Below are 13,826 nucleotides of genomic sequence, written 5' to 3' on the forward strand. Positions count from 1 at the left end.
TTGTTAATTACTGGCCCTGTGCCGCCATTCCCATCATTAACATAAACAACACGCCTTGAACTTGCTCTTCAGGAATCACTTGACCATTAAGTTTGAGTTCACCCTTTTCAAGCACTAAGTTAAGCGTCACATTTTTATCATTATTCACCACAATATTTTGTGCTGCCGCTTGTTTAGCTTGCTCTTCAATTTGTGCTTTAATCAAAGCTCTCTCTTCTTCTGGTACAAATTGTGCAAGATTTTTTTCAACCATTTCTTTATCTACGTGAATATTTAACGCAAAATCCGTAAATTGTTTATATAAACTCCCCGCCATTAAATCAAATTTCGGATCTTTCGCTAACGCCACATTTAAATCTAATGAGACTTTACCCTGGCTATTTGAAATTGAAATAGGGTTGAGTTTAATTTGAGGCTGATTATTAAAAATAGCCATACCATGATTTTCAGCCCATGAACTTAAAATTTCAGAGACCATTTCCTCATTAGAAGAATTTTCCTCATCACTTATTGATTCAAAGACAGTAAAAAGTGCTTCAATCAATGCATTAATCGCATTTGCTTCAATATGGTTTAACTCAACGTTGTAAGTTAATTTACCAAAATCTTTCCCATCAATAGCTATCGAGTCTACCGTATTTTCACTTTTGGCACTCACGAAATCACCATCGAGTGAAATATCAGATTTTGCTTTAAAACCCTTTTGGACTACAGTGCTCTCTTTTCCCGCATGATAGAGCGTAGCCATTTCAAAACTGTCAACTAAAGAAGTGCTTTTTCCCGTATAAATGTAAGCCCACTTAGTTGGATTATATGAACCTTCGACTTTCATGCCTTTCATTTTCATTGTGATTGATTTAGGCATATCTTCGCCATCTTGCTCCTCCATAACTTCTGGCAAGACGGTAGCACTCACTTCATTTAAGGTCATATCATATTTGCCAGCGAGATCTTTATCGACATCAAAGCCCATATTGATATTTGACCAAGTGACTTTCGTTCCTGGTGACTCTGGATCAGTTAGCTCTCCACCCGCTAATTCAACTTTACCCTTTGTCGATAAGTTATAGCCAGTAGTTGCTTGATATTGAACAGGTTTATCCGATTTAAGCAAATCAAATAAAGGTTGGGTGGTTTCATTTTTACCAATCACACCTTGTGCTGAAAACATTACTGGCATGAAATTAAATTTGGTTAATTGATCGAGTGGGAATGGACCATGATAAAGTTTCGTTGAAAATGGAATAGTGAAAGTCTCACCTTCTTCAGGTAAGGAAATCACGAGTTCATCTTCCACTTGAGAGGTAAATAAACCACGATCAAACTGTTTATTTTTATAAACAACCTTAAATGAATCAGATAAGCCTAAAGCCTGAGCTTCTTTATTTGCTAATTCAATTTGACGTAAATATTCAGCTTGTGCTTTCTCCCCGGTAAACCAAGCCCCACCGACACCTACCGCACCGAGAGCCACAATCACACCTAATGCTACGACTGATTTTTTCATTTCGATTCCTTTGTTAAATTAATAGATGATTAAAATTGTCGACAATTTACCACAAAACACAAATTTTTTCTTATTTTTTCAAAATAATTTTATATTTCCCCCTTGAACTTTGTTCAGCTGGACTTATTTTGTGAAACAAGAACGGAAATGACCGCACTTTAAAAGGAAGAAAAAATTTAAATCTTGCCTCTTGAAATGCGGAAAAGTATCCACATCTTATTCATCGTAATGATTTACAACGAATTTAAAATTTACTTAGGAGTAACAAAATGGGAAAAATTATTGGTATTGACTTAGGTACAACAAACTCTTGTGTGGCAGTAATGGATGGTGATAAACCACGCGTAATTGAAAACGCAGAAGGTGATCGCACTACTCCGTCAATTATTGCTTATACAAATGATAACGAAATTTTAGTGGGTCAACCGGCAAAACGCCAAGCAGTGACCAACCCGAAAAATACATTATTTGCAATTAAACGTTTAATCGGTCGTCGTTTTGACGATGCTGAAGTAAAACGTGATATCGACATTATGCCATTTGAAATCACCAAAGCAGACAATGGTGATGCATGGGTAAATGTAAAAGGTGACAAACTTGCACCACCACAAATTTCTGCAGAAGTATTGAAAAAAATGAAGAAAACTGCAGAAGACTTCTTGGGTGAGCCAGTAACTGAAGCAGTAATCACTGTTCCAGCATACTTTAACGACGCTCAACGTCAAGCAACAAAAGATGCAGGTCGTATCGCAGGCTTAGAAGTTAAACGTATTATCAACGAACCTACAGCTGCAGCATTAGCTTACGGTTTAGATAAAGGTCAAGGCAACAAAACTATCGCTGTTTATGACTTAGGTGGTGGTACATTCGACTTATCTATCATCGAAATTGATGAAGTAGGTGGCGAAAAAACCTTCGAAGTATTAGCAACCAACGGTGATACTCACTTAGGTGGTGAAGACTTCGATAACCGTGTAATCAACTACTTAGTAGATGAATTCAAAAAAGAACAAGGCGTGGATTTACGTAATGATCCACTTGCAATGCAACGTTTAAAAGAAGCTGGCGAAAAAGCGAAAATTGAACTTTCTTCTGCACAACAAACTGATGTGAACTTACCTTACATCACTGCAGATGCTACAGGTCCTAAACACTTAAACATTAAATTAACTCGTGCTAAATTAGAATCTTTAGTAGAAGATTTAGTGGCAAAATCACTTGAACCTGTAAAAGTGGCATTAAGCGATGCTGGCTTAAGTGCATCACAAATTGATGATGTTATCTTAGTGGGCGGTCAAACCCGTATGCCATTAGTACAACAAAAAGTAGAAGAATTCTTCGGTAAAGCACCTCGTAAAGATGTGAACCCGGATGAAGCCGTTGCTATCGGTGCAGCAGTTCAAGGTGGTGTATTAGCGGGTGATGTAACTGATGTATTATTGTTAGACGTAACGCCGTTATCTTTAGGTATCGAAACCATGGGTGGTGTGATGACTACCTTAATTGAGAAAAACACGACGATTCCAACTAAGAAATCACAAGTTTTCTCAACAGCAGAAGATAACCAAAGTGCAGTAACCATTCACGTGTTACAAGGTGAACGTAAACAAGCATCAGCGAATAAATCTTTAGGTCAATTCAACCTTGAAGGCATCAACCCTGCTCCACGCGGTATGCCACAAATTGAAGTAACCTTCGACATCGACGCTGACGGTATTATCCACGTTTCTGCGAAAGATAAAGGTACGGGTAAAGAACAACAAATCACCATCAAAGCCTCTTCTGGTTTAAGTGATGAAGAAATTCAACAAATGGTTCGTGATGCAGAAGCAAACGCTGAAGCTGACCGTAAATTTGAAGAATTAGTACAAGCTCGCAACCAAGCAGATCATCTTGTACACGCTACACGTAAACAATTAGAAGAAGCGGGTGATAAAGTTCCAGCTGAAGATCGTGCAGCAATTGAAAGCGCATTAAGCGATTTAGAAACTGCAGCGAAAGGCGAAGATAAAGCAGTAATCGAAGCTAAACTTCAAGCGCTTGCAGAAGTTGCTCAAAAACTTGCTCAAGCGGCTCAACCACAAGGTGATACACAACAAGCTCAAAGCAACAGCAAACCAAATGATGATGTTGTTGATGCAGAGTTTGAAGAAGTGAAAGATAACAAATAATTTCACTTGAACCAAAATTAAAGGGCGTAGCAATACGCCCTTTTGGCATATTCATTAAATGCCGTTTTTCCTGACTTTATTTAAAAAAGTGAAGTCAGGAAAAGTAAACCCGGAGGATAAATGGCGTTAAAACTCTACCCAATCGTACAACAACGCTTAGATAACAACATAGCAAATGAGATAATCTCAACCCTTTGGCAAAACAATCTTGATAAACTACCACAAGGTCACTGTTGTTATGGCATCTATTTTAATTATGCTACGAATCACCTAGCAGACTATGATTTTGCGATTGCAAGTGAAGTAATATTAGAGACAGATATTCCGGTGATTGAAATTGAAGATTTGAGTTTCTACGAAGTTTTTCGTTGCAAAATAGATGAAATTTATCAAACATGGCAACTAATCTGGAGAAAAGAACAACAAGGTTTACTTAAGCGGGCTTATTCGGTGGATTTTGAAAAATACCATCCTGATGGTTTGGTAGAAATTTATATCGCCGTTGTACCACATTGCTAAGCTCAAAGCGCGTAAAACTTTATAAAAAACGACCGCACTTTACCCCAAAACAAACACAGCAAAGGAAAAAACAATGAAATTCGAAACGAAATGCCTCCATGCTGGCTATAACCCTAAAAATGGTGAGCCACGTGTTCAACCTATCGTACAAAGCACGACTTATACCTACGATTCTGCAGAAGAAATTGGCAAGTTATTTGATTTACAAGCTGCTGGCTATTTTTATACTCGCCTAGCAAACCCTACAACTAATGCAGCGGAAGAAAAAATTACCGCACTTGAAGGTGGCGTCGCAACAATGTGTACTGCCTCAGGTCAATCTGCGGTTTTCTATGCGATGTTGAATATTTTAGAAGCCGGCGATCATTTCATTTCATCTTCTTATGTGTATGGCGGTACTTACAATTTATTTGCCCATACATTCAAAAAAATGGGTATCGAAGTGACTTTTGTAGATCAAGATTTACCACTTGAAGAGCTCAAAAAAGCAATCCGTCCAAATACAAAAGCTGTCTTTGCTGAAACCATTGCGAACCCCGCTTTACGCGTGTTGGATATTGAAAAATTTGCTGCCTTAGCAAAAGCTGCGGAGGCACCATTATTAGTTGATAACACCTTTGCAACGCCCTATTTTTGTCGCCCAATCGAATTTGGCGCAAATGTGGTCATTCACAGTACATCTAAATACTTAGATGGTCATGCTATTGCCCTTGGTGGTGCAATTACAGACGGTGGTAACTTTAATTGGAATAACGGTAAATATCCGCAACTAAGCACACCTGACCAAACTTATCATGGTTTGGTTTATACCGAAACCTTTGGCCCTGCGGCTTATATTGTCAAAGCACGCGTGCAATTAATGCGTGATTTAGGCGCAACCCCAGCGCCACAAAATAGTTTCTTATTGAATGTAGGTATGGAAACCCTTGCGCTTCGTATGCAACGTCATTATGAAAATGCACAGGCTGTAGCCGAGTTTTTAGAAAAACATCCGCAAGTCGCTAAAGTGAATTATCCTGGCTTACCAAGCTCACCAGATTACGCGCTCAAACAAAAATATTTACCTAACGGTTTATGTGGTGTCATTTCCTTTGAGATTAAAGGTGGCAAAGAAACCGCGGCAAAATGGTTAAACGCGTTACAAATGACTTCACGTGAAGTACACGTAGCTGATATTCGTACTTGTGCGTTACATCCAGCAACTTCAACGCATCGCCAATTAAGTGAAGCTGAGTTAGAAAAAGCCGGTATTTCTGCAGGACTTATTCGTCTTTCTTGTGGTATTGAAAATATTCAAGATATTTTAGCTGACTTAGAGCAAGCATTCGCTGCAGCGAAATAAGTGTTATAAGGCAGGCAAATGCCTGCCACTTTAAATAACGAGAGATAAAAGCGTTCAGCTTATCGCTTATTTTTATTTGTTTACTTATCTTAATAGTAAGCAAACAAAAACAAGTATAAATTAACGTATTTACCCTTGATATTTCTGCCTTCGGCATCATTTTTATTGTTAGGTATGTTGTTATGCAGTACCACACAATAACAAAATAAAATTTTTTAAATTTATATTTTTAAACGGAAAACGAAAACATTATGGCAAAGAAAGATTATTACGACGTTCTTGGTGTTGAACGTGGCGCAGATGAAAAAGCAATTAAACGTGCTTACAAAAAACTCGCCATGCAATATCACCCTGATAGAACCAAAGGTGATAAAGCCAAAGAAGAAAAATTTAAAGAAATCCAAGAAGCCTATGAAATTTTAGGTGATAAAGAGAAGCGTGCGGCTTACGATCAATACGGTCACGCAGCCTTTGAACAAGGCGGCATGGGAGGCGGCGGCTTCGGTGGCGGATTCAGCGGTGCTGATTTCGGTGATATTTTTGGTGATATGTTCGGCGATATCTTCGGCGGTGGCGGACGTGGTCGTCAGCGCGTAGTACGTGGTGAAGATTTACGTTATGACATCCAAATTACGTTAGAAGAAGCTGTAAAAGGTACAACCAAAGATATCCAAATCAATACACTTGCTCACTGTGATAGCTGTGATGGCTCTGGTGCAGAAAAAGGATCAAAAGTTGAAACATGTCCAAGCTGTCATGGTTCTGGTCGTGTTCGTCGTCAACAAGGTTTCTTCGTAACTGAAGCGGTTTGTCCTACTTGTCATGGTTCTGGTAAGAAAATTGAAAAACCATGTAAAAGCTGCCATGGCGAAGGTCGTGTTCACAAGAAGAAAAACCTTTCCGTTAAAATCCCAGCGGGTGTGGATACCGGCAATCAATTACGTTTAAGTGGTGAAGGTGCGGCTGGCGAAAATGGTGCACCAGCAGGCGATTTATATGTGGTGATTCACGTTAAAGAACATCATATCTTCGAACGTGATGGAAACAACCTCTACTGCGAAGTGCCAATCAGTTTCTCAATGGCTGCGTTAGGTGGTGAAATTGAAGTCCCAACCTTAGACGGTAAAGTGAAACTCAAAATTCCTGCGGAAACCCAAACAGGCAAACTGTTCCGTATGCGTGGTAAAGGGGTGAGCTCTACACGTAGCGGCTACGCAGGCGATCTCATTTGCCGCGTGGTGATTGAAACACCGGTAAACTTAAATAAAGAACAAAAAGAATTATTAGAAAAACTGGAAGAAAGTTTGAAAGGGCAAAAATCTCATAGCCCGAAATCTTCAAGCTTTTTAGACGGTGTGAAGAAATTCTTTGATAACTTAGGTAAGTAAGCCTAAACAGAAAGTGCGGTCAATTTTAAAACTATTTTGAAATTGACCGCACTTTTACTTTATACGACTGAAATAGCTTTTATTTGTACATAAACATCCATGCCTTGAGCAAAATGCAATTCGTTAAATGCCCATTTACTGATACTTGCCCAAACTTTATGTCCTTCCACCAACACCGCAATATCAATACGATTCTCTTGCGGAACAATTTGTACAATTTGCCCACGTAAGATATTACGAATGCTCGTTTGCTCTGGCTTGCTGAGGGTGAGTGACACATCGGAACTATAAATACAGACGCGTACTTTTTCATTCGCTTGATGATGTACTTCATTAATCCAAAGCTGTTGTTCGCCCAAAGAAAGAGCGGTCATTTTATAGGTTGGATTATGTAAATATACTGGCAACGCCAATACACTGCTCTGCTCCGATTCACCTTTCCAAGGGGCAAATAACGGACTGTTCCACACATTTTCTAAGGTGTCATAGGCTTTCACTTTGCCATTTTCCATCAGCACCACGCGATCTGCCAAACGTAATAATTCGTCCAAACTGTGCGTCACATATAAAATCGGCACATTAATTTCTTTGGATAGACTTTCTAAATATTGCATAAGCTCACGTTTACGAGGCACATCTAAAGCTGAAAGCGGTTCATCCATTAACAAAATATCAGGATCCGTTAATAAGGCTCGTCCAATCGCCACACGTTGTTTTTCGCCACCTGATAAAGTAAGCGGATAGCGTTTGAGTAACGGTTCGATACCAAGGAGCTGAACGATATAGTCAAAATCTTCACGGCTGACATGCTTCATGCCATAACGTAAATTGCCTTTGACATTGTAATGCGGAAATAAACGGGCATCTTGGAATACATAGCCAATTTTGCGCTGATGCACGGGGAGATTCTCACCGTTCTCCACATCCACCAAAGTGCGGTCATTTAAACGAATAAATCCCTGATCAGGATGAGTTAAACCACTCACTAAATTAATCAATGAGGTTTTACCCGAACCTGACAAACCAAAAATAGCTGTCACACCTTGAGTTGGCAACTGCAGATCCGCACGTAAGGTCAGGCGACCTAATTGTTGTTGTACATTAATGTGTAGCATCGCCTTGCCCCAATTTTTTCTGCATCCGTTTACTTAAGGCTTCGGAAAGCAATAAGGAAATTAATGAAAGGATCACTGCAAACAAGCAAAGTCGTGCAGTTTGTGCTTCTGCGCCAGGTGTTTGGATAAATGAATACATCGCCAAAGGAATGGTTTGAGTTTCCCCCGCAATATTAGATACGAAGGTAATGGTTGCACCAAACTCCCCTAAAGAGCGTGCAAAACCTAATACTAAACCCGCCAGTACACCTGGAAGAGAAAGAGGTAGCGTGATTGTAAAAAAGACTCGCCAAGGCGAAGCGCCAAGCGTTTGTGCGGCTTGCTCTAATTTAAAATCAATGCTTTCCAAGGAAAGACGAATCGCCCGCACAACCAATGGAAATGCCACCACAGCTGAAGCTAATACTGCCCCCTTCCAGCTAAAGCCGAAGGATAAGCCAAACCATTGATATAAATACTTGCCAATAAAGCCATTACGCCCCATGGCAACTAATAATAAATAGCCGATTACCACCGGCGGTAACACCAAAGGTAGATGGATAATTCCTGTAATCAAAGACTTACCGTAAAATTCTTTACGAGCCAGTAACCAAGCAATAAAAATTGCTAAGGGCAAACTCCAAAGCATAGAACTCAATGCGACACTCATGCTTAAGTGAATCGCATCCCATTCCATCGGGCTTAATTGAAACCAAGAGAGCAAAATATTTCCTTGTGTATATATCGATATGACGAAATTTCTTTAGAGATAATAAAAAGGACAGTTTCCTGTCCTTTCTTTATAAAGTCTGAGCTCATTATTTCACAGAGAAACCATATTCAACAAATATTTTTTTCGCTGCACTTGATTCTAAGTAATTAAGGAAATCACGGGTATCCGCATTGTCATGATCTTTTAAAATCGCAACCGGATATTCAACTGGTTTATAGCTGTCTTTCGGGAATACGCCGACTGCTTTCACGTCTTTACTCACTTTCGCATCGGTGCTATACACAATACCGTAAGGCGCTTCAGCACGTTCAACTAAGGCTAACGCACCACGTACGTCTTTCGCTCGCGCTAATTTATCTTTGACTTGATCCCATAAATTTAATTTGGTTAATGACTCTTCAGCATATTGTCCTGCCGGAACATGTGCAGGATCACCCACAGATAAATAGTTGTCTTTTAAGCCTTTAATCCATTCACCTTTGGCAATATCCACTGAATTAGCTGCACTTTTGGCTGGTGCAATTAACACTAATTCATTACCCGCTAATACTTTTTCAGTTTCTTTTACAGTGAGATTTTTATCTGATAAATATTTCATCCATTTGTTGCTAGCTGAAATAAATAAGTCTGCAGGTGCACCTTCTTCAACTTGTTTGGCAAGGGTTGAAGAAGAAGCAAAAGAGAAAACGACGGTATTATTTGGCTTTTCAGTTTGGTATTGATCCGCAATTTGTTGTAACGCATCAGTCATTGAAGCTGCTGCAAACACTGTCACTTTTGCTGATGCAGCAAAAGATACGCCCATGCCCGCAATTAAAAGTGCGGTTGCAAATTTAGTTAATTTCATTATTTATCTCCTATATAAATGAAACTATATGTAAAAAAATATACTGCGTAAAAATTATAACTTGAATTTTAAAATAAGCATACAGAAAAAAACAAAAATCAAGTAAAATAAGTAGAATTATGTATTAGGAGGAGATGATGAAACAAACTGAAATTTTACTGACGATCAAACTTCATCAAGAATTATTTATCGATCCAAAACGTGTTCGCCTCTTAAAAGAAATTAAAGAATGTGGCTCAATTAATCAAGCGGCCAAAAATGCCAAAGTAAGCTATAAAAGTGCGTGGGATCACCTTGAGGCGATGAATAAAATCAGCCCCAAACCACTTTTAGAACGTAATATCGGTGGAAAAAATGGTGGCGGTACATCATTAACCACTTATGCTGAGCGTTTACTGCAGCTTTATGATTTGCTCGAACAAACACAAGAGCATGCCTTTCATATTCTGCAAGATGAGACGATCCCACTTAACAGCTTGCTTTCAGCAACAGCAAAATTCTCCTTACAAAGTAGCGCGCGCAATCAATTTTTCGGTAAGGTAGCAAGCCAACATATTGTGGATTCCCGCTGCATCGTTGCGGTCAATATTCAGGATTTAGCCCATCCATTACACGTTTCGATCACGCTACGCAGTGCTGAACGTCTAAAACTCATTACTGAAAAAGAAGTGATGGTGATGTTTAAAGCGCCTTGGGTGAAGGTGAGTGCTACTCCATTAGAAGAAAAAAACAACCTTTTCCAAGCAACCATTCTTTCTATGCAAAATGAAGAAGCGATTTTGCAAATAAAAGACAGCTCAATTGAATTTTGTGCGAGTATTCATAGTAAAGATGGCTGGAAAGTGGGACAAGAAGTGTGGTTACATGTGGAGCCAGAACAAATTATCTTGGCAACATTGAAATAATCCTTATAAACTCAAAGTGCGGTCAAAATTAACCGCACTTTTTTATTTTAGCTTACAACGCAATCTCATCAATCGAGCACCCAAAACTTGGCAAAAAGACCTGTAAAAAATAATCCATTTCTTGGCTATGCCATTGTTCCATTAAATTTTCTAAACGTTTTTTGGCTGTTTTAAATTCGTGGTTACCATGCTCTAATTCAAATTGAGCTTTAATGTAAGCACAAATCAAATCCGCTTGTTTTACTAAATGCTTTTCTTCTGGGCTAAATTGTTCACTGTCTAAATATGGCGCGAAACTGTCTTGCAATTCAGTCGGAAGCAAACTAATTAAATGTAATTCTGCGGCTGTCTCAATGTCTTTATAAGCATGTGTAATTTCAGAATTAAAATATTTAATTGGCGTCGGTAAATCTCCGGTAAAAATTTCAGAAGTATCATGATACATCGCCATCACTGCAATACGTTCAGGATTGACTTCACCACCAAAAAAGCGATTTTTAATAATGGCTAAAGCCTGTGCCACAAAAGCAACTTGCAGACTATGCTCTGCTAAGTTTTCCTTTTCAATATTGCGCATCAATGACCAACGCTGAATTAAACGAAGACGATCTAAACAGGCAAAAAAGTGACTCGTTTTAACTTCCACAAAATATCCTTAGTTAGATGGTAGCTCTTCAATAATCACGGGAAGATCGATGACGTTACCTAAGCGAGAAATTGTGACAATAACTTCTGTATTCGGTTTAGTATCACTGATAATCTGCATCATTTCACGAATAGACAGATTATCTTGTTTATTTAAACGTAAAATCACATCCCCCACTTGAATACCTGCTTTCGCTGCGGGACTATTGGCTGTCACGCCGGTAATGACAATACCACCGTTTGAGTTAGAAGAAATTTCACTTTGAACACCAAAATAACCACGAATCACACGACCATCGCGAATAATTTTATACAATACATCGTTTGCAATACTGATTGGAATCGCAAAATTCAGGCCTTCTGCAATTTCATTCGCTGTTTTACCAATACTTAACGTGCTGATACCTACTAATTCGCCCGCAGAGTTAATCAACGCGCCACCAGAGTTACCACGGTTAATTGATGCATCAGTTTGAATAAAGTTTTGACGACCTAAAGAATCCCCTACAGCACTACGTCCTACCGCACTGATAATCCCTTGGGATACACTTTGACCGAGGTTATACGGGTTACCAATAGCCAGAGCAATATCACCAACACGTACTTGGCGCTCTTTATTTTGTGGAATCGTGGAAAGATCGGTTGCTTTGATTTTTAATACCGCAAGATCTGTCAAATTATCCGAACCGATTAAATTCGCTTCATAAATATTACCGTTTTGCAGTGCCACCACAATTTGATCGGCATTTTGAATAACGTGTTTATTGGTAAGAATATAACCGTCTTTGGTCATAATCACGCCAGAACCCAAGTTATTTACCTGTAATTGATCGCTATCATTAATGCTGGCAGAAGAAAAAGATCGGTTGTACACATTCACCACAGCAGGAGAAGCAATTCTCACGGCACGATTAAACGAAACAATATCATCAGCAGAGAAAAGGCTGCTGTTATTGAGCTTAGGAACGGCAAATAAAATAACACCTGCCGCAGCAAGCCCCCAAAGGGCGGAGTGGAAAAGTTTTTTAAACATTTTTTATTCTTTTATTAATAAGTTAGGTAAATAACTGAGCTTTAAATCACCCCCAATTCTTTCACATTCTTGCAGTTGCCACAATGGGGCATCAGCAAGTTTTTCCAAATGCGGAAGTTGGCATAATCCACGAGCGTTATCTCCCAAGAGTTTCGGAGCGACATAAATGATTAATTCATCTACAGCATGTTGTTCAATCAAGCTACCCGCTAAATTGGCGCCGGCTTCAACCCAAACAGAATTCACTTGTCGCTTGCCTAATTCTGTCATCAATAGATCAAACTCATAGTTTTCTGGCAGTAAAATTTGCTCACAGAAATCAGGGAATACAGACATATCTCGTGGAATTGAACCCACAAGCCAAACTGGCGAATGGGTACGGAATAATTGATGGCTTGGCTGAACTCGATTTTTAGAATCTAAAATTATACGAATAGGCTGACGCACGGTTTCTTCGGCATATTCCGCTTTTAAATCATCGGGGAATTGATTCCAACGCACATTCAAGCTTGGATCATCGGCTAACACGGTGGCACTTGTGGATAAAAGTGCGGTCGCTTTGGCTCGCATTTTTTGTACATCTGCACGGGCTTCTTCACCTGTAATCCACTTACTTTCACCGCTTGCCATGGCTGTTCGACCATCTAAACTCATGGCTAATTTCAGCTGCACATAAGGCTTACCGGTTCGCATACGTTTGAGAAAACCTTTATTTAAGGCTTCCGCTTGTTCATTCAATAAATTGACCGCACTTGGTATGCCTGCATCGGCTAACATTTTTAAGCCCCTGCCTGCCACTTGAGGATTAGGATCCGCCATAGCCGCTACAACTCGACTGACTCCCGCTTCAATTAAACCTAATGCACAAGGTGGTGTTCGGCCATAATGAGAACAAGGTTCAAGTGTCACATACGCGGTTGCGCCTTTCGCTTTCTCACCGGCATCTGCCAACGCTACACGTTCTGCATGAGGCTGACCAGTCTTAAAATGAAACCCTTTCCCGACAATTTCACCGTTTTTAACTAACACACATCCCACCGATGGATTCGGCGCGGTGGTGTACTGCCCTTTAGCCGCAAGCTCAAGAGCTAGTTGCATAAATTTCACATCATCAGGGGAAAAGGTGTCACTCATATTAATCCTTTAAGCTTTCAATTTCTTTAGTAAATTCATTGATATTATCAAAGCTCAGGTAAACGGATGCAAAACGGATATACGCCACTTTATCTAATTCTTTCAGCTCATTCATGGCTAATTTACCCACGAGATGACTTGGCACTTCGCGCTCACCTGTCGCACGTAATTGGATAATAATATGGCTGATAGCTTTTTCCACATCATCCGAACTTACAGGGCGTTTTTCTAACGCATGTTGAATACCGCTACGCAATTTATCTTCGTTAAACGGCTCGCGTGACCCGTCATTTTTAATAATTTTTGGCACCACTAATTCGGCCGTTTCAAAGGTGGTAAAGCGTTCATGACAATTCCCGCATTCCCGACGACGACGTACTTGATACCCATCAGAAACCAAACGGCTGTCAATCACCTTAGTTTCTTCGGTTGAACAAAACGGACAACGCATTTTAGATCCTTTTCAAAATTATTCTTAAGGCAACATCTTATCAAAAATCCAAGATCT

Annotated in this window: 13 protein-coding genes; 5 read left to right on the plus strand and 8 right to left on the minus strand. The window is 39.6% G+C overall.

The window, feature by feature from the left end:
• Positions 1-7: 7 nt before the first annotated feature.
• Positions 8-1,507 carry a YdgA family protein gene (locus INP94_RS10195; protein WP_197543559.1) on the minus strand — a complete coding sequence of 500 codons (1,500 nt, stop codon included), beginning with the start codon at positions 1,505-1,507 and terminating at the stop codon, positions 8-10.
• A gap of 269 nt (positions 1,508-1,776) precedes the next feature.
• Between INP94_RS10195 and dnaK the strand changes: the two genes are divergently transcribed.
• From dnaK to dnaJ, 4 genes are all read left to right on the plus strand, one after another.
• Positions 1,777-3,678, plus strand: coding sequence for a molecular chaperone DnaK (gene dnaK, locus INP94_RS10200; protein ID WP_197543560.1), 1,902 nt, complete (start codon positions 1,777-1,779; stop codon positions 3,676-3,678).
• A gap of 120 nt (positions 3,679-3,798) precedes the next feature.
• Positions 3,799-4,197, plus strand: coding sequence for a GyrI-like domain-containing protein (locus tag INP94_RS10205; protein WP_178165372.1), 399 nt, complete (start codon positions 3,799-3,801; stop codon positions 4,195-4,197).
• A gap of 73 nt (positions 4,198-4,270) precedes the next feature.
• Positions 4,271-5,539: an O-acetylhomoserine aminocarboxypropyltransferase/cysteine synthase family protein gene (locus tag INP94_RS10210; RefSeq protein WP_178165374.1), complete on the plus strand. Its 1,269-nt coding sequence runs from the start codon at positions 4,271-4,273 to the stop codon at positions 5,537-5,539.
• A 251-nt stretch (positions 5,540-5,790) separates the two neighbouring features.
• A complete protein-coding gene (dnaJ, locus tag INP94_RS10215) occupies positions 5,791-6,927 on the plus strand; it encodes a molecular chaperone DnaJ (protein WP_014065657.1) in 1,137 nt (378 codons plus the stop codon).
• A gap of 59 nt (positions 6,928-6,986) precedes the next feature.
• Here the strand turns inward: dnaJ and modC are convergent, their stop codons facing one another.
• The 3 genes from modC to modA form a co-directional block, all read right to left on the minus strand.
• Positions 6,987-8,042, minus strand: coding sequence for a molybdenum ABC transporter ATP-binding protein ModC (gene modC / locus INP94_RS10220; protein ID WP_049366088.1), 1,056 nt, complete (start codon positions 8,040-8,042; stop codon positions 6,987-6,989).
• Positions 8,029-8,718: a molybdate ABC transporter permease subunit gene (modB, locus tag INP94_RS10225; RefSeq protein ID WP_070775575.1), complete on the minus strand. Its 690-nt coding sequence runs from the start codon at positions 8,716-8,718 to the stop codon at positions 8,029-8,031. The genes modC and modB overlap by 14 nt, the downstream gene beginning before the upstream one ends.
• Positions 8,719-8,839: 121 nt before the next feature.
• Positions 8,840-9,604, minus strand: coding sequence for a molybdate ABC transporter substrate-binding protein (modA, locus tag INP94_RS10230; RefSeq protein WP_197544302.1), 765 nt, complete (start codon positions 9,602-9,604; stop codon positions 8,840-8,842).
• Between the two features lie 134 nt (positions 9,605-9,738).
• Here modA and modE point away from each other — a divergent pair, with 134 nt between their 5' ends.
• Positions 9,739-10,506 (plus strand): molybdenum-dependent transcriptional regulator ModE, encoded by a 768-nt coding sequence (gene modE / locus INP94_RS10235; protein WP_197544303.1) that lies wholly within the window; start codon positions 9,739-9,741, stop codon positions 10,504-10,506.
• Positions 10,507-10,558: 52 nt separating this feature from the next.
• Here the strand turns inward: modE and yfbR are convergent, their stop codons facing one another.
• Genes yfbR through nrdR form a run of 4 tightly spaced genes read right to left on the minus strand, consistent with a single transcriptional unit; the run spans position 10,559 to position 13,769 of the window.
• Positions 10,559-11,152 carry a 5'-deoxynucleotidase gene (gene yfbR / locus INP94_RS10240; protein WP_197543561.1) on the minus strand — a complete coding sequence of 198 codons (594 nt, stop codon included), beginning with the start codon at positions 11,150-11,152 and terminating at the stop codon, positions 10,559-10,561.
• Positions 11,153-11,161: 9 nt separating this feature from the next.
• Positions 11,162-12,184 carry an outer membrane-stress sensor serine endopeptidase DegS gene (degS, locus tag INP94_RS10245; RefSeq protein ID WP_197543562.1) on the minus strand — a complete coding sequence of 341 codons (1,023 nt, stop codon included), beginning with the start codon at positions 12,182-12,184 and terminating at the stop codon, positions 11,162-11,164.
• Positions 12,185-12,187: 3 nt separating this feature from the next.
• Positions 12,188-13,318: a bifunctional diaminohydroxyphosphoribosylaminopyrimidine deaminase/5-amino-6-(5-phosphoribosylamino)uracil reductase RibD gene (ribD, locus tag INP94_RS10250; protein WP_197543563.1), complete on the minus strand. Its 1,131-nt coding sequence runs from the start codon at positions 13,316-13,318 to the stop codon at positions 12,188-12,190.
• A gap of 1 nt (position 13,319) precedes the next feature.
• On the minus strand, positions 13,320-13,769 hold the full coding sequence (nrdR, locus tag INP94_RS10255) for a transcriptional regulator NrdR (protein WP_005695670.1): 450 nt from the start codon (positions 13,767-13,769) through the stop codon (positions 13,320-13,322).
• Positions 13,770-13,826 lie beyond the last annotated feature (57 nt).

Origin of the sequence: Haemophilus parainfluenzae (assembly GCF_014931395.1) — a bacterium.
In the GTDB taxonomy this organism is placed as follows: domain Bacteria; phylum Pseudomonadota; class Gammaproteobacteria; order Enterobacterales; family Pasteurellaceae; genus Haemophilus_D.